Below are 17,067 nucleotides of genomic sequence, written 5' to 3'. Positions count from 1 at the left end.
GGGCGCAGCCTTTGCGCCCGTCCTTTCTTCATTACCCCAGCTATTATTTAGTCAAACACCTCATTGTTCAGCGTTTTAAAATTCAATAACATCAGACTGTTTTTGGGCCGAAATTCCTTTACCCCAGGTTGCGAGAGCCAGCGTCAATGAACAAAAAAAATCAGCTGTTAAGCGCGTTAGCATTGTGTGTCGGATTCGCTCTTCCGGCATCTTTCCCTGTTTATGCAGCCATGCCTTCACAGGTTCCTGGCCAGGCGCCCCTTCCGACGCTCGCCCCAATGCTGGAGAAAGTGTTGCCGGCGGTGGTGAGCGTGAAGGTGGAAGGCACGGCGCAACAAAGCCAGCGCATTCCTGAAGAGCTGAAAAAATATTTCGGCGAGGATGGCACCGATCAGGCGCAACCTTTTGAGGGGCTGGGATCCGGTGTGGTCATCGATGCCGCTAAAGGCTATGTACTGACCAATAACCACGTTATCAGCGAGGCTGACAAAATCAGCGTCCAGATGAACGATGGTCGTGAATTCGAGGCCAAACTGATTGGCGGGGATGATCAAAGCGACATCGCCCTGTTACAGCTCCAGAATGCCACTAACCTGACGCAAATCGCGGTTGCCGACTCTGACAAGCTGCGCGTAGGAGATTTTGCCGTTGCGGTCGGTAACCCATTTGGCCTTGGGCAGACTGCGACGTCGGGCATCATCTCTGCGCTGGGGCGCAGCGGCCTGAATCTCGAAGGGCTGGAAAACTTTATTCAGACCGATGCTTCCATCAACCGCGGAAACTCGGGCGGCGCATTGTTGAACCTGAACGGTGAGCTTATTGGTATCAATACCGCTATTCTCGCGCCGGGTGGCGGCAGCGTCGGCATCGGCTTTGCCATTCCGAGCAATATGGCCCGGACGCTGGCCCAACAGCTTATTGACTTTGGTGAAGTGAAACGTGGCCTGCTGGGCATTAAAGGGATGGAGATGAGCGCGGATATCGCCAAAGCGTTCAATCTGAACGTCCAGCGCGGTGCGTTTGTCAGTGAAGTCTTACCGAACTCTGGCTCAGCGAAAGCGGGCATTAAGTCGGGTGATGTCATTGTTAGCCTTAACGACAAGCCGCTGAGCAGTTTTGCGGAGCTACGTTCACGCATCGCCACCACCGAGCCTGGCACCAAAGTGAAGCTGGGGCTGCTGCGAGAGGGCAAACCAATGACCGTAGAGGTAACGCTTGATAAAAGCACCTCCTCCTCTGCCAGCGCCGAGATGATTGCACCTGCGCTGCAGGGGGCGACTCTGAGCGATGGCCAACTGAAAGATGGTACCAAAGGGATCACGCTTGAGAGCGTAGAAAAGAGCAGCCCGGCGGCACAAGCGGGTCTGCATGAAGATGACGTGATCATTGCGGTCAACCGCACGCGCGTCCAGTCTATTGCCGAAATGCGCAAAGTGCTGGAGAACAAACCGGCGGTGATCGCCCTGCAGATCGTGCGGGGTAACGATACGCTCTATATTCTTCTGCGATAAGCATTTCTGCTCCGGGCATCACGGCATGTGATGTCCGGAAAAGTCATGTTATGCTGCAGCAGTTTTCACTTTAACGACGCCCGCATCATGTTTCTGAAGATCATTCGTTCGGTCGCCATTGGCCTGGCTGTTGGTGGCCTGTTACTGGTCGCCATGCCCTCTTTGCGCCAGTTTAATAAGCTGGCTGCGCCGCAGTTTGACAGCGCAGATGAAACACCTGCCAGCTATAACCAGGCGGTACGCCGCGCCGCGCCTGCGGTGGTGAATGTCTATAACCGCGGTCTGAACAGTACCAGCCATAATCAGCTGGAGATCCGTACCCTGGGCTCCGGGGTGATCATGGATGAACGCGGCTATATCATTACCAATAAGCACGTTATCAACGACGCCGATCAGATTATTGTCGCCTTGCAGGATGGGCGCGTGTTCGAAGCGCTGTTAGTCGGTTCAGACAGCCTGACCGACCTTGCGGTACTGAAAATCACGGCCACCGGCGGCCTGCCGGTGATCCCCATCAACCGCAAACGTAGCCCGCATATTGGCGATGTGGTGCTGGCCATCGGTAACCCTTATAACCTTGGGCAGACCATTACTCAGGGCATTATTAGCGCCACCGGCCGAATTGGCCTGAACCCCTCGGGCCGTCAAAACTTCCTGCAAACGGATGCTTCCATTAACCACGGTAACTCCGGCGGGGCGCTGGTCAACTCCCTGGGGGAGCTGATAGGCATCAATACGCTCTCCTTCGATAAGAGCAACGATGGTGAAACGCCGGAAGGGCTGGGATTTGCGATTCCCTTCCAGCTGGCAACCAAAATCATGGATAAGCTGATTCGCGATGGCCGGGTGATCCGTGGCTATATCGGTATTGGCGGGCGTGAAATCGCGCCACTGCACGCACAGGGCGGCGGCGGTATCGATCAGATTCAGGGAATTGTGGTTAACGAGGTCTCTCCGGGCGGGCCGGCGGCTGCAGCGGGTCTGCAGGTTAACGACGTTATTGTCTCGGTGAATGGCAAACCGGCGATTTCCGCACTGGAAACTATGGATCAGGTGGCCGAAATCAGGCCTGGCTCCATCATCCCTGTCGAAGTGATGCGCGAGGACAAAAAGCTCACGCTGCAGGTGACCATTCAGGAATATCCCGCCACCAACTGACAGCAATAAAAAAACCGGAGCCTGGGCTCCGGTTTTTGTTCACTGGGAGGAGATTACTTGTTTACAAACTCTTCGCCCAGTTTGATATCGCCTTTCAGCGTATCCAGCATGCCTGTCATCGCTTGTTGTTCAAACGCGCTCAGCGTGCCGATAGATTGACGTTCTTCGATACCGTTTTTACCCAGCAGCAGTGGCTGAGAGAAGAAGCGGGCGTGTTCACCGTCACCTTCAACGTAAGCACATTCCACAACGCCTTTCTCACCCTGCAGGGCGCGAACCAGAGACAGGCCGAAGCGCGCTGCTGCCTGGCCCATAGAGAGCGTCGCAGAACCGCCACCCGCCTTCGCTTCCACCACTTCGGTGCCCGCGTTCTGGATACGTTTGGTCAGGTCAGCCACTTCCTGCTCAGAGAAAGTCACGCCTGGGATCTGGGAAAGCAGCGGCAGAATAGTCACGCCAGAGTGGCCACCGATAACCGGCACTTCCAGCTCGGTTGGCTGCTTGCCTTTCAATTCCGCCACAAAGGTGTTGGAGCGGATGATGTCCAGCGTGGTCACGCCAAACAGTTTGTTTTTGTCATACACGCCCGCTTTTTTCAGCACTTCTGCAGCAATCGCCACAGTGGTGTTGACCGGGTTAGTGATGATACCGATGCACGCTTTCGGGCAGGTTTCAGCGATCTGCTGAACCAGGTTCTTCACGATGCCCGCATTAACGTTAAACAGGTCGGAACGATCCATACCCGGTTTACGCGCTACGCCTGCAGAGATGAGAACCACGTCCGCACCTTGCAGCGCAGGACGCGCATCTTCACCGGAGAAGCCTTTGATTTTAACAGCCGTTGGGATGTGGCTCAGGTCAACCGCCACGCCTGGGGTAACCGGGGCAATATCGTACAGGGAGAGTTCTGAGCCTGAAGGCAGCTGGGTTTTCAGTAGTAGGGCAAGCGCCTGGCCGATACCGCCAGCAGCGCCGAGGACTGCGACTTTCATCCTAAACTCCTTATTATGGTGAGCTAAATATCTGTTGCTCCGTCGCGGCGACCTTAATTCAGCAGATAAATAATTACAATCGTCGTTGCTGCAGAATCAGGGGTCACTCACTTTTCGCTGCGGCCTGAAGGCTATCAGGTGCCTGGCGAGAACTAAGCAACGAATCAAGAGGGGGTTACAATACACCTCTGCGCGCCACCAAAACAACATCAATTTGATAACATTTAATTTACTTTTAAGGTTATTTATAAGGCGTGACGCAGGCATGTTCCTGGATAACAAAATTTGATAAAATCCCGCTCTTTCATAACATTATTTCAGCCTAAGTTTGGGCAGATAGTTTGCATAAAAATTCATCTATGTGCATAATAATGTTGTTTCTACCGCCATATTTCGGGTGACTTATGCGAACCTCTTCAAAACAAGAAGAATTAGTGAAGGCGTTTAAAGCGCTACTTAAAGAAGAAAAATTCAGTTCTCAGGGTGAAATCGTCCAGGCCTTGCAGGAAGAGGGCTTCGATAACATCAATCAGTCGAAAGTCTCGCGCATGTTAACGAAGTTTGGCGCGGTGCGGACTCGCAATGCCAAAATGGAGATGGTTTATTGCCTGCCAGCCGAGCTTGGCGTTCCGACCACCTCCAGCCCGCTGAAAAATCTGGTACTGGATATCGATTATAACGACGCGGTTGTCGTCATTCACACAAGCCCGGGGGCTGCACAGCTTATCGCGCGCCTGCTGGACTCGCTGGGTAAAGCAGAAGGCATTCTTGGCACTATTGCCGGGGATGACACTATCTTCACCACCCCGGCCAATGGTTTCTCGGTCAAAGACCTTTATGAAGCCATCCTGGTGCTGTTCGAACAAGAACTCTGATCCCCCTTCCCTGCTGCTCCTGGCAGCGGGGAACCTACTGCCACAAACGCCCTTCTCCCTACATTCTGTTGCTTATTGCTTTCACATTTAGTGCGATTTCCTGCCATTTGACATTCATGTGGTGAATGATAAACCGTAAAATCGCACAAAAAATCAAAGTACCCTATCCCAATGATTTTTAAAGCTATATACCACCAATGTGACGAATAAGTGACCATTTTAATTCATTTTAGTTATAAAAAACGCCGTGCTTAATACGTAATTTCAGGGGAAACAATTAGCATGGTATTAATTTTTGCCGTTATTAGTGTATACTTGATTTTGTGATGAGGGTCACGAAATGAAAGGCCCTATAAAAAATACGACGAGGAAAAAATCATGAAAATCAAAACAACTGTAGCAGCGCTTAGCGTCCTGTCCGTTCTCTCTTTCGGTGCCTTTGCGGCTGATTCCATCAACGCTGAACAGGCACAGTCTCGCCAGGCTATCGGCACTGTTTCTGTTGGTGCAATTGGTACGTCACCGATGGATATGCGTCAGATGTTGAACAAAAAAGCGGAAGAACAGGGTGCCTCTTCTTACCGTGTGATCGAAGCGCGCAGTGGTGACCACTGGCACGCAACCGCAGAGCTGTATAAATAAGTTCTGGTAATAAGCACTGATAATTCACTCAACGGCGTCAGATATAAAAAAAGCGGTTTAATCCTTCATGCCGTTGAGCAAAACAACTTCTGGAGTAATGACTATGAAAATGAAATCTCTCATCGCCACACTGGGTTTAGCCTCTGTTATTTCCTTTGGTGCCAGCGCGGCTGTGCAACAAGTGAATGCCGATCAGGCACAAAACCTGCAATCTTTGGGTAGCGTATCCGTATCACAGGTTTCTGGCTCGCCAATGGATATTCGCCACAAACTGGCGGCAAAAGCTGAAAAAGCAGGTGCCGGCAGCTATCGCGTCACTGAACTCACTCAGGGCGATCACTGGCACGCCACCGCAGAACTGTATAAATAAACCCTCGTCGTACTCCGCGTACGACTTGCCCCTGCCTGTCAGGGGCTTTTTTATGTCTACGGCCGGACATTGAACCGAATTTGTCCTTCCAGCTCCTCTTCTGCCTCATCAAACAGCAAAATCAACGCCCCAAAACGCCTGCGTAGCTTCTCGGGGAGATGAATGAACTCAATCTCCAGCGGTACAGGGAGCGGATGAGTCGTTACCACATCCCACAAGGAATCCAGGTTGGCGACCTTCCCTTTTTCAATGCCGAACACCCGCGAGAACTCGCGATAGAAGTCTTCCTGACTGTAGATTTCATCAAAATCAAACGTGTAGATATTCATTGTCCGCCACCCCGTAAAGGTGGGCGGCATAGCCGCCCCGACGATTATAATCCCCCGATATGCAGGGTTTTGACTTCAAGAAACTCTTCCAGCCCCAGTACCGAGCCCTCACGACCCAGCCCTGACTCCTTCACCCCACCAAATGGTCCAAGCTCAGTTGAGACCGCGCACTCATTAATACCGATCATGCCGCTTTCAATGGCCTGAGACACCCGGAATACGCGCGACAGATTCTGGGTGTAAAAGTAGGCAGCCAGACCAAACGGCGTGTTATTGGCTCGCTGGATCACCTCATCTTCTGTAGTAAAGCGGAAGCATGCTGCCACCGGCCCGAAGGTCTCTTCGCTGGCCAGCTTCATACCTTCATGACAATCACCCAGCACCGTAGGCTGCCAGAAATTGCCGCCCAGGCTGTGCGGTTTACCGCCTGCCAGCACGGTTGCCCCTTTTGCGACTGCGTCTTCCACATGCTCGCGTACCTTTTCCACGGCAGAGGATTCAATAAGCGGCCCGACTACGATGCCCTCCTCCAGTCCATTACCCACTTTCAGCGCATTGACCGCCTCAGCAAGCTTGTTAACAAACTCGTCGTACACCGATTCCTGAATATAGAAACGGTTAACACTCACGCAGACCTGGCCTGCGTTACGGAATTTGTTAGCGATGGCTCCTTTTACGGCAGCGTCAATATCGGCATCGTCGAAGACGATGTACGGCGCGTTCCCCCCCAACTCCATGGAGACTTTTTTCATGGTCTCTGCGGCGTTGCGCACCAGGGTTTTTCCAACCTCAGTAGAGCCGGTGAAGGAGATTTTTCGCACCTCATGGCTGGCCATAATGGCGTCGCTTATCTCATGCGTATTGCCCGCAACGGCATTCAGCACACCATCCGGCACGCCCGCTTTTTTCGCCAGCGTCAACAGTGCAAAGGCACTAAGGGGAGTGTTATTCGCCGGTTTGATCACCCCTGTACAGCCGGCAGCCAGCGCCGGACCGAGCTTGCGGGTCAGCATGGCCATGGGGAAGTTCCACGGCGTGATGGCCGCCACCACGCCAACGGGTTCGCGAGTAGCAAGGATCCGGGAGCCGGGTTTAATGGGTGGGATAATTTCACCGTTTGCACGCTTGGCCTGCTCGGCAAACCACTGGATAAAGCTCGCCGCGTATTCTACCTCGCCTTCGGCCTCTTTCAGGGGTTTGCCCTGTTCCGTGGTCATCAACTGACCAAGCCAGCTTTTGTTTTCGATGATGAGTTCATACCAGCGATAAAGTATCGTCGAGCGCTCTTTAGCGGTTTTCGCCCGCCATGCAGGAAACGCCTTACTGGCCGCAGCGATAGCCTCTTCGGTCTCTTTGGTGCCCGCTTTCGCCACTTTGGCGATCACCTCGCCGGTAGCCGGATTGAGCACATCGAAGGTGGTGTCGAGCGTTTTCCAGACGCCATCAACCAGATACCCGGTTTGAAAAAGCGCACTGTCCTGGAGAGTCTGCGTTGTCATGGTGTCCTCCCTTTCTGGATTTAAAAACTTGCCAGACTAAGTATAGCCACAAAAAAACCGACGCTTTGGGCGTCGGTTTTTGTGGGAGGATTAGCTATCGGTAAGGGCATTTTGATACCGATGCAGCATGCTGACCAGCCGGTTTACCGGCTCGGTCACCTGCGGCGGCGCTTCCCAGATACGCAGTTTTTCCTGATAGACATCCAGCTCTTCCAGGAGTTGGCCAAAGTAGCGGCGGCGTTTGTCGTCGCTGGAGGCCGCAATCACGTGATCCGCAGTGCGACGCAGTTGGCGGTGAAACGCAGAGAGATCGTCATTCACCGGTACCGGCGCATTGCGCAGTCGCTGATGGGCAATGATTAACGTCAGCGCCAGACGGAACTTGGCGATATCTCCCGGGAACTTCGTCAGCAGTAAAAAGAGCTGCTGATAGAGCGCAGGCAGATGGTTCTCTTTACGCCGGGCGGTATTGGTGGTCATCGCCGAGACGGCGGCCGAAACAAATTGATTCAGCAAAACGCGCCCGGTGCGGGCCTGCGAGTTATCGCGCACCAGCAGAATCACCATCATCGCCAGGAAACAACCCACAATCTGCCCAAGCGCACTATCCAGAAACTGGCTGAAGTGAAAGGTCATGGGATTATCCAGCACGATGATGTTAATGGTACTGGCCAGCGCCCCCAGCGATCCCAGTCGGCGCTTTTGCACCTCGATACCAATAAAGAAGGCCATCACTGCCAGACTGAGGCAGAGCAGGAACATACTTTGTTGAGTCGAGGGGATCACCACCAGGAAATAGAATGCCCCCAGCGGCAGCGCCGCAATGGTGCCATACAGGAAATCCAGCGCCACCATGCGTGGATTGGGAAGTCGCATTGCCAGCGAAGTCACCACCGCAATCATTACCATCGCCCCGCTGCCGGAGGTCCAGCCGGTCCAGAGCCAGAACAGGGTACCGAGCATACAGGCAAGCGTTGTACGCCAGAAGTTGACCATGGCGTGGTGGCGTTCCGCCGATTCGGCTTTTACGACCACTTCGCCTGCCAGCACCTCTTCTTCCGTGGCGCTGATTTTGGTGTTACCGATGACGCCCCGCTTGAGAAGCAAATAGCGTGTCGCCGCGCCTACCCAACTATAGATGGTGATGGGCGTATCACGTTCGCCAGTCCAGGCGATGACCCGACGCATGCGTTTTAACTGTCGGTGCACATCCTGCGCCGTCTCTACCGGCTCTTCAAACAGTTCGCGGAAGGTGTCGGTGATGGCTTCCGGGCGGCTATTTTGAATAAGATAGGTTTCGCAAGCCTGGGTGATCAGCGTTAAGGAGACGGTGTTAAGCGCTTTCAGGCGTCGGTTAGCTCGCGACCAGCGAGAAGATTCCATATTGAGGTTGCTGCGCATCCCCTCCAGCGCGGTGGTACGGCGCACCAGCGCCCCCCAGGCATTATCCACCGCTTCGCTGTCGCCATGTTTGATACAGAGCTGCATCAGCTGATACTGAGCAACGATCAGCGCATCCAGCTCCCGGTCGACTTCCTGTTTGATGGATCGCGGCGAGAAGAGCAGATCCGCGACGATCGCACAGACGATACCAAGCACAATTTCACTACAGCGCTCAACCGCAAACTGCGGCGTGAGCAACGGCTCGGTCTGAATAGTGATAACAATGATCAGCGCCGTATAGCCAGAAAGCCCCCAGGCGTAGGAGTTTTCGACACGGATCAATGAGGAGACCCAGGTACAAAAACCGGCCCAGATACAGCACACCATAATCATTAGCAGCGGGGTGCGGATCATCAGAATGATGATGGTCAGCGCGGCGATACAGCCAATGAAGGTACCGACAATACGTAACATCCCGCGATAGCGGATAGCGCCTGAATAGGGTTCGCCCCCGGCCGCGAACGCCGGGCCGGCCGCGACGATTGCCGCCGTCAATACCGCCCAGCGCGGGGTTTCCAGATTGAAGTGAAAGCCAACAAACAGCGCCAGCACAATGGCGCAGGCCAACTTAATGGCGAAGCGTAAATGCTGGTTGGCGATGGAGAAGATGCCCATAATGATTAACCGAACTCACGCAGGCGATGCGCCATTTTACGGAACCATGAATCCTGGCTGGCATCACGATCTTTCTCGCCGGTGATCACCACCGTTGCTGTCGTGCCTGCCGGCCACAGGTTACCTTGCTCTTCATCCAGACGGATACGTACCGGTACACGCTGGGCCAGACGCACCCACTCCAGATTAGAGTCAACGGTGGCCATCCCTTTGCTGTCACGGGTTGCGCTGGCGTTGGTCACGCCTGCCGCCACGCTATCCACTGTACCTTTCAGTACGCGGTTGCTGCCTAGCGGCGTAATCTCTGCCCGATAACCCGGGCGTACCCCCTCCAGCTTGGTCTCTTCCATATAGGCCAGCACGTAGAAAGAGCGTTGCTTAACCAGCGCCACTGCGGTCGAGCCGCGGGTAATAAATTCGCCGGTATAGACGTTCAGGTTCGTCACCCAGCCATCAGCCGGGGCGCGAATCACGGTGCGTTCCAGATCCAGTTTCGCCAGATCGCGGGTCGCTTCAGCTTTTGCCTGCTGATGCAGGACGGTTTGCAGCACGTTGTTAGATTGGTCAATCTCTTCACGGGACATGGCCTGTACGCCTAACTTGTTACGGCGTCCGGCTTCACGACGTTTCTCCGCGGCCAGCGCTTTGTAGTAGGCAACATCTGCTTCGGCCTCTTCCAGCGCTTTCTGATAACGTGGCTGATCGATGGTAAACAGCACCTGGTCTTTCTTCACCAGCTGGTTGTCTTTAATATTCACTGAGGTAATCAGCCCTGCGACGTCAGGCGCAATCGCCACGATATCGGCGCTAAAACGCGCATCACGCGTCCAGGGTGACTCGGTGTAGTAGACCCATGCACGGAAAATCGCGATGAACGCCAGTACGACCAGCGCCAGGGTGATAGCGGTACGAGAGATTTTTCTTGTTAGTGTTTTCACATCTACCTCAAACAAACAAACGCGATATCAGATAAAACAGGCAGCAGTACAGCGCGGTATTGAACAATGCAGGGTGCCAGACGAAATCATAAATGCCGGTCGGCGTCAGCACCTTACGCACCAGCCAAAAAATCGCCAGTGATAAAAGCAGTTCAAAAAATATCGGTGGGAACGACAAACCGAACACCACGATAACGGGAAACAGACTCATGTTGACCTTGGTTAGAGAGCGAGCAGGCGAAAGATTTATTGAGCTGCGCCACCGCATTAAGGGCAAGAAAAGCCGGGCGAGAGTGGCGTAGCTGCCGGGTTATTAATAGTATATTAGCGTAACTGTTATGCTGTTATCTATAATATGTGATCTAAATCACTTTTAAGCCAGAGTGAATAATGGAACGTTTAAAACGCATGTCCGTTTTTGCCAAAGTCGTTGAACTGGGCTCATTTACTTCCGCTGCCCGGCAACTACAGATGAGCGTCTCGTCGATCAGTCAGACCGTCTCTAAACTGGAAGATGACCTTCAGGTAAAACTTCTTAATCGCAGTACCCGCAGTATCGGCCTGACCGAAGCCGGTAAAATTTACTATCAGGGTTGCCGCCGTATGCTGCATGAAGCGCAGGAGGTGCACGAGCAGCTCTACGCCTTTAATAACACCCCCATTGGCACCCTGCGTATCGGTTGCTCTTCCACTATGGCACAAAATGTCCTCGCCGGTATGACGGCAGAAATGTTGAAAGAGTACCCTGGCCTGTCAGTTGATCTGGTGACCGGCATCCCGGCACCGGACCTGATTGCCGACGGCCTGGACGTGGTGATCCGCGTAGGCGCGCTCCAGGATTCCAGCCTCTTCTCCCGGCGACTGGGTAGCATGCCGATGGTGGTTTGTGCCGCCAAAAAGTACCTTGTGCAGGCCGGGATACCGGATAAACCTGCCGATCTCAGTAACCACTCCTGGCTTGAGTACAGCGTGCGTCCGGACAACGCGTTTGAACTGGTGGCGCCAGAGGGGTTATCGACAAAGTTGATCCCGCAGGGACGGTTTGTGACCAACGATCCCATGACCTTAACGCGCTGGCTGGTGGCCGGCGTCGGGATCGCTTATGTACCGCTAATGTGGGTGATCAATGAGATCAACAGCGGCGAGCTGGAGATCCTCTTCCCGCGCTATCAATCCGATCCGCGTCCGGTCTATGCGCTTTATACTGAAAAGGATAAATTGCCGCTGAAGGTGCAGGTCTGTATTAACTATCTGACAGATTACTTTGTGGACGTGGCGGAGCTGTATCGGGCAATGCGGGAAAAAAGGAAGGAGTAGCAGGCTCCTCTTCCCGCAGGAAGAGGAGCAGAGTTGGATCAGGCCGTGCCGCCCACCGTCAGGTTATCTACTTTCAGCGTCGGCTGGCCTACGCCAACCGGCAAACTTTGCCCCTCTTTGCCGCACACGCCCACGCCGTTATCCAGCTTGAGATCGTTGCCGACCATAGAGATTTGCTGCATCGCTTCAATACCCGAACCAATCAGCGTCGCCCCTTTTACCGCTTTGGTGACTTTGCCTTTCTCAATCAGATAGGCTTCTGAAGTTGAGAAGACAAATTTACCGGAGGTGATGTCCACCTGGCCACCGCCAAAGTTCGGGGCATAGATACCGTAATCGACCGACTCGATGATCTCTTGCGGCGTGGATTTTCCACCCAGCATGTAGGTGTTCGTCATACGCGGCATCGGCAGATGGGCATAAGACTCACGGCGACCGTTACCGGTAGGTGCCACGCCCATCAGACGCGCGTTGAGTTTGTCCTGCATGTAGCCTTTCAGCACACCATTTTCAATCAAGACGTTGTACTGGCCCGGCGTCCCTTCGTCATCGATTGAGATAGAACCACGGCGATCGGCCATGGTGCCATCATCGACAACGGTACAAAGTTCAGATGCCACCAGCTGACCCATCTGGCCGCTGAAGACTGAAGTACCGCGACGGTTGAAGTCACCTTCCAGACCGTGACCGACCGCTTCGTGCAGCAGCACGCCCGGCCAGCCTGCGCCCAACACGACCGGCAGAGTGCCCGCGGGTGCTGCAACGGCGGAGAGATTTACCAGCGCCATGCGCACGGCCTCTTTCGCCCACGCGTCGGCACGCACTTCGCCATCCGCATCGGCAAGGAACCACTCATAACCGAAACGACCGCCGCCGCCGCTTGAGCCGCGCTCGCGTTTACCATCCTCTTCAACCTGTACGCTGACCGACAGACGCACCAGCGGACGAACATCGGCAGCCAGGGTGCCATCGGTGGCGGCTACCAGGATCAATTCATAAACACCGCTCAGGCTAGCGCTCACTTCCTGTACGCGCTTATCCGCCGCACGAGCGACTTTGTCTACGCGACGCAGGATGTCCAGTTTCTCTTCGCGGCTCATGCTCTGCAGCGGATCGATACTGGTATAAAGCGCCGTATGTGATACTTCGCCAAGGGTTTTTGCTTGTCCGTTGCCCGTCTCACGCACGATGGTACGAGCGGCCTGTGCGCTCTGAGTCAGCGACGCCAGGCTAATCTGGTCAGCATAGGCAAAACCGGTCTTCTCACCGCTGACCGCGCGGACTCCCACGCCCTGGTCGATGTTCCAGGAACCATCTTTGATGATGCTGTCTTCTAACACCCAGGACTCGTGATAGCTCGACTGGAAATAGAGATCGCCGTAGTCGAGACGGCGTTCGGTCAGTTGACCAAGAATAGAGAACAGATCCTGATGACTCAGGCCGTTCGCTGCCAGCAAATGTTCACTTACCAGGTTCAGACTCATCGTTTTGCTACTCGTTGTTCGTTGCCGCCTACGAGGCGGTAATTAAGATCTTATCTATTGAGAGTGAGGCAATTAATTGCCCGCGTCAAATCATTGCTGTGCATCTTTGCGCGGCTGGCGCAGGACTTCATTGATCTGCGGTTTATCTACCGGGCCAGTGATGCGATAGCGCAGAATCGAGACCTTGTTCCACAGTGGTCCTAACACCCTACTGGCAGCAAACACCGCAGCGCCCACAATCGGGTTAACCGCAAAGGCCGCCGCCACGCCGACGGTAGCGGAGATCTCCGGCGCGACAACCGCTTCCATATCCAGTTCGCGACGCACCAGGTTGACGGAGCCTTTCATAGCGATGTCAGCTTCCAGCCCATCAACCAGGGTGTCGTCCGTATGCAGTACCCCGTCCTTGATCCAGGCGGTGCTACGGATGGCATCGTAGTAGAAGCCTTCATTAAAGGTATCGCTAAAGTCGAAGCGCAGCTTACGCAGCAGGGCATCAAAACTCAGCAGACGCAAAATTTGCCCGGCATGGCCGGTGCTTACGTCGGCAATATGGCCCTTTCCAAGCCGCGCTTTGATGATTCCGTTCAGCGAGGCCTCATCCGGCTGCCACGGCGGATTGCGCCAGTGCAGGTCATAATCGACATCAAAATTCGAATCGCGAACCGGTGTGGTGACCCCAAAGAAGCCTGCTGCGGCATCCAGCTTATTGCCTTTCACCTGCCCTTTCAGCGAGGTACGTTGCTCGCTCGCACTGTTTACCCATTCACCGTTCACTGTCAAACGGCCAAAGCCAGTATCCAGCAGCCCGTCCGTCAGGGACAGGGTATTGCCCTTAATGGCAAAATCGCCGTCGATGCGACCATATTTTTGCCCCCACAACCAGCATTCAGCGCAGCGCAGTTGAAGGTCTGGCAGGCCGGTAAAATCGATGCGTTTATTCGCCGCGAAGGAGATTGCGTTAGTGTCGTTACTGCCCGTCGGTGAGGCCGGGTTGAAATAGAGGTAGCGGATATCAGCCAGCCATGGGGCGGCATCTCGCATCGTCAGCGTCGCGTTGATTTCACGACCATGCGCCTCGACCGTCGATCCCGTCGCCGTCGGTCGGGAGACAATGCTCAGGTTGTTCCACTGCTGTCCGCCCAGCGCCAGCGAAGGGGTCCGAACGGTGATCTGCTCCGGGAATTGCGCGGCATCATCCACGTTTTTCCCCACCCCTTTTTGTAACAATCCAAGCCACTCGGCGCCATCCATCGCTGGCAAATTCAGTTCAACGCCAGGCTGATCCGGTAGCGGCGGGAGGGTGCGGCTATCGGAGGTCCAGGTTGCCCGATCCAGCGTTAGCTTGCGATTCAGCAGCCAGCGGCTGTTGAAGTGGTTATTGGCACCGGCATTGCCCGTCAGGGTAAAACTGTTAAGGTTGCCATCGACATTGATTTTGACCGGTAATGCTTCACCTGCGCTCTTGTTCAGCGGAGAAGGTAAGTGACTGCTTACATTCTTCAGATCGCTGGTGATATCTACCTTATATTTCGCGCTGCCACGGTACGGCAGATCAATTGCCACTTTCCCCTGCCATGGCAACGAGCCGCTCACCGCTTCACTGACCGGTTTTGGCAGCACATCCATACGGGCTGGCTGCCAGTTGGCATCCAGATTTACCGCGACCTGATACGCTTTTTCCCCCTCGGTGGTCGAAAAGTCGATAGTGACCGGCTGCTTAAACCAGCTTGCCGTCAGGGGTTCACTCTTTAGATTGCCATTCACAAAGCTGAACTGGCCACTCAGGTTATTGATGGTGCTATTGAGGGGTTTAATAAACAGATCGTTGTCGTGCAGATGCACATCGCCTTCAGCGGTGGTCATTTCACCGTCGAGCGGAATATCCAGATGTAAGCGAGCATTCACATCACCATCAAGCTGGAGCTCATCCAGGGTCGTAGCCAGGGAATCCTTCAACGGAGTCTCTGCAAAATAGGGCCCAACGGCCTTACCCGGCCCGTTGATATCGGCATCAATCAGCAATTTTTCTTTTGAGTAATCGGGGATAACCGCCTTCAGGTTGCTGGCAGTCACGCCGCCCAGCGCCACGCTGTCGCTCTTCATCCACAGGCCGTCGTTGATGAAGTTGAGTTCGATATCGAGATTCTTTAGCGCCGGCCAGTCCGGCTGGAAGGCAAAGGTCGCGTTATGCAGCGGGACCAGCACCTGGAACTGGCCTTCATTATGTTTGTATGGGAACAGGTGCGGGTTACCGCCATAGACCAGGGTAGCGTTGTCCGCCTGGCCCCCCTGAATCGCACCGCTCAGGTAATCCACCAGATCCTTGCCCATCAGGTTTTCGGGAAAATAGCGCCAGGCCTGCGACCCATCATCCGTGCTAATACCCGCCAGAATGCCCAGCCAGGGTTCTTCGCCCTGAGGCTGCATATAACGGAAGTCGCCCCGGGCATGTACCGCTTTCGCTTTCACATCAATATGGCGGCCATCCAGCTGGAACCCTTTTTCGTTCTTTAACCAGTTGAGCGTTGCGGTTCCTTTCTCAATCTCCAGCGGGGCGCGGAAGACCGTTTCATAAGGCATGACGGCATTATTCATCTGGCCGGTAAGACGGCCATCTTCAACGCTCCCTTCCAGGGTTCCGCTGAAATGTTCTGCCCCTGGCAGCAGCTTCCACTGTTTCCAGGCGAGGTCGGTCCAGGCGATGTCGAAACGGGTTTTCTCGGTAGCCTGCAGAGGAATATCCAGCGCCAGCGAGTTAATGGCCCCGACCGGCTGTGTCGCCTGCCACACTTCCCCCAGGGCCGGTGAGAGTTTAGACGCCATTGAACGCAATCCTTCAAGCCCTTCCAGCTCGAGGTTACTGGCGCGAATACGCAACTCATCGCTGCGCTTGCTATTTTTGCCGCCGACTTCTTGTTCCGGGATCCACGCCAGCGCCAGCGCGCCACGCGGCCAGGGTTTATCATCCAGCGTGATGCGGGTATCAGGAATAGCAAACTGCCAGCCTTCGCCAGCGCGGGTAATATGCGCGGTGAGGTTATCCACCATAAGTCGATGCTGACGATCTTCACCCGGCCAGGTCGCGCCGCCCTGCTTCAGCCAGATATCTCCGCCGGCGATCTCGCCTTTACTGAGGGTCATCCAGCCTTCAATGCTGAACCGCGCCGTCTGCAGCTGCATATCTTTCTGCAGCCATTCACCCAACCAGGGTTTAACATCTACGTCGTCAGCCTGCATCCACACTTTGCCATTGTTTAGCAGACCGCTGTCATCATCACGCAGGTCCATACGTACCTGCACGATCCCGTGCTGACCGTTCAGGCTGGAGAGGCTGACCTGCCCCTCGGCGCGATGACGATCTTTGCCGTTAAGCCAGGTCAGTTGCGGGATCGCCAGTTCGGCGCGCTGGCCAGAGAGGGTAATAAAACTCACTTCACTGTCGCGCAGATCGAAATGATCGAACTGGCGTAAAAAGAGATCGCTAATACGGTTGGCTTCAAATCCACCGCTCTTTTTGTCATTACGTAACGGCGTATTGGTTACAAACTTCAGCTGATAAAAGGTGAGATCGCGAAACTGCCAGCGCAGGTGCAACAAGCTTTGCCAGACATCCAGAGCGAGGGTGACGCGGCTTATTTTCAGATAGCCGCCATCCTTGAGGCCGGCATTGATGTCGTGAACGTCGAGGGTGGGGCCGAAGTTTTGCCAGCTGGCGTTGAGCTTACTGGCCTCAATCGGCATACCGGTCGCAGATCCCAGTTTGGCCAGCACCTGCGGGCGCCAGCTATCCAGATGCGGCAATACGAGACGCAGCCCGCTTACCAGCAGCGCGACAATCACAATCAGCGTTGCCCCTGTAAGCAATAAAATCCCCGGCAGTCGCCTCACGCG

Annotated in this window: 14 protein-coding genes; 6 read left to right on the top strand and 8 right to left on the bottom strand. The window is 54.6% G+C overall.

The window, feature by feature from the left end; genetic code table 11:
• The first annotated feature begins 146 nt into the window (after window positions 1-146).
• Window positions 147-1,511 (top strand): serine endoprotease DegQ, encoded by a 1,365-nt coding sequence (degQ, locus tag B3511_RS18745; RefSeq protein ID WP_233800470.1) that lies wholly within the window; start codon window positions 147-149, stop codon window positions 1,509-1,511.
• Between the two features lie 87 nt (window positions 1,512-1,598).
• On the top strand, window positions 1,599-2,669 hold the full coding sequence (degS, locus tag B3511_RS18740) for an outer membrane-stress sensor serine endopeptidase DegS (protein ID WP_046885859.1): 1,071 nt from the start codon (window positions 1,599-1,601) through the stop codon (window positions 2,667-2,669).
• 53 nt (window positions 2,670-2,722) lie between these two features.
• Here the strand turns inward: degS and mdh are convergent, their stop codons facing one another.
• A complete protein-coding gene (mdh, locus tag B3511_RS18735) occupies window positions 2,723-3,661 on the bottom strand; it encodes a malate dehydrogenase (protein ID WP_286790055.1) in 939 nt (312 codons plus the stop codon).
• A 404-nt stretch (window positions 3,662-4,065) separates the two neighbouring features.
• On the opposite strand from mdh, the gene argR reads away from it, so the two are divergent.
• The 3 genes from argR (at window position 4,066) to yhcN (B3511_RS18720) (ending at window position 5,548) form a co-directional block, all read left to right on the top strand.
• Window positions 4,066-4,536, top strand: a complete 471-nt coding sequence (gene argR / locus B3511_RS18730; protein ID WP_046885760.1) for a transcriptional regulator ArgR — start codon at window positions 4,066-4,068, stop codon at window positions 4,534-4,536.
• 378 nt (window positions 4,537-4,914) lie between these two features.
• Complete coding sequence (gene yhcN, locus B3511_RS18725) at window positions 4,915-5,178, top strand: peroxide/acid stress response protein YhcN (protein WP_040073841.1); 264 nt, start codon at window positions 4,915-4,917, stop codon at window positions 5,176-5,178.
• A gap of 103 nt (window positions 5,179-5,281) precedes the next feature.
• Window positions 5,282-5,548 carry a peroxide/acid stress response protein YhcN gene (gene yhcN / locus B3511_RS18720; RefSeq protein WP_207292482.1) on the top strand — a complete coding sequence of 89 codons (267 nt, stop codon included), beginning with the start codon at window positions 5,282-5,284 and terminating at the stop codon, window positions 5,546-5,548.
• Between the two features lie 56 nt (window positions 5,549-5,604).
• Here the strand turns inward: yhcN (B3511_RS18720) and B3511_RS18715 are convergent, their stop codons facing one another.
• The 5 genes from B3511_RS18715 to aaeX all read right to left on the bottom strand — a co-directional run bounded on the left by B3511_RS18715 (window position 5,605) and on the right by aaeX (window position 10,583).
• Window positions 5,605-5,877, bottom strand: coding sequence for a barstar family protein (locus B3511_RS18715; RefSeq protein ID WP_286790054.1), 273 nt, complete (start codon window positions 5,875-5,877; stop codon window positions 5,605-5,607).
• A gap of 44 nt (window positions 5,878-5,921) precedes the next feature.
• Window positions 5,922-7,376 (bottom strand): NAD-dependent succinate-semialdehyde dehydrogenase, encoded by a 1,455-nt coding sequence (locus B3511_RS18710; RefSeq protein WP_233800464.1) that lies wholly within the window; start codon window positions 7,374-7,376, stop codon window positions 5,922-5,924.
• Between the two features lie 90 nt (window positions 7,377-7,466).
• Window positions 7,467-9,434: a p-hydroxybenzoic acid efflux pump subunit AaeB gene (gene aaeB / locus B3511_RS18705; protein ID WP_286790053.1), complete on the bottom strand. Its 1,968-nt coding sequence runs from the start codon at window positions 9,432-9,434 to the stop codon at window positions 7,467-7,469.
• Window positions 9,435-9,439: 5 nt separating this feature from the next.
• A complete protein-coding gene (gene aaeA / locus B3511_RS18700; RefSeq protein WP_040073836.1) occupies window positions 9,440-10,372 on the bottom strand; it encodes a p-hydroxybenzoic acid efflux pump subunit AaeA in 933 nt (310 codons plus the stop codon).
• Window positions 10,373-10,379: 7 nt separating this feature from the next.
• Window positions 10,380-10,583 carry a p-hydroxybenzoic acid efflux pump operon protein AaeX gene (aaeX, locus tag B3511_RS18695; protein ID WP_040073835.1) on the bottom strand — a complete coding sequence of 68 codons (204 nt, stop codon included), beginning with the start codon at window positions 10,581-10,583 and terminating at the stop codon, window positions 10,380-10,382.
• A 179-nt stretch (window positions 10,584-10,762) separates the two neighbouring features.
• On the opposite strand from aaeX, the gene aaeR reads away from it, so the two are divergent.
• Window positions 10,763-11,689: an HTH-type transcriptional activator AaeR gene (gene aaeR, locus B3511_RS18690; protein ID WP_286790052.1), complete on the top strand. Its 927-nt coding sequence runs from the start codon at window positions 10,763-10,765 to the stop codon at window positions 11,687-11,689.
• 38 nt (window positions 11,690-11,727) lie between these two features.
• On the opposite strand, the gene tldD is transcribed toward aaeR, so the two are convergent.
• Together tldD and yhdP are read right to left on the bottom strand one after the other, a co-directional pair.
• Window positions 11,728-13,173 carry a metalloprotease TldD gene (gene tldD, locus B3511_RS18685; protein WP_286790051.1) on the bottom strand — a complete coding sequence of 482 codons (1,446 nt, stop codon included), beginning with the start codon at window positions 13,171-13,173 and terminating at the stop codon, window positions 11,728-11,730.
• Window positions 13,174-13,263: 90 nt separating this feature from the next.
• Entirely contained in the window at window positions 13,264-17,064 is a 3,801-nt protein-coding gene (gene yhdP / locus B3511_RS18680) for an AsmA2 domain-containing protein YhdP (protein WP_286790050.1), read from the bottom strand.
• Between the last annotated feature and the right edge of the window lie 3 nt (window positions 17,065-17,067).

This window comes from Leclercia sp. UBA1284, from assembly GCF_002308415.1.
Classification (GTDB): domain Bacteria; phylum Pseudomonadota; class Gammaproteobacteria; order Enterobacterales; family Enterobacteriaceae; genus Enterobacter; species Enterobacter pneumoniae.
Note: the sequence above shows the minus strand (reverse complement) of the source record. Positions and strands in the feature narration are given on the sequence as shown.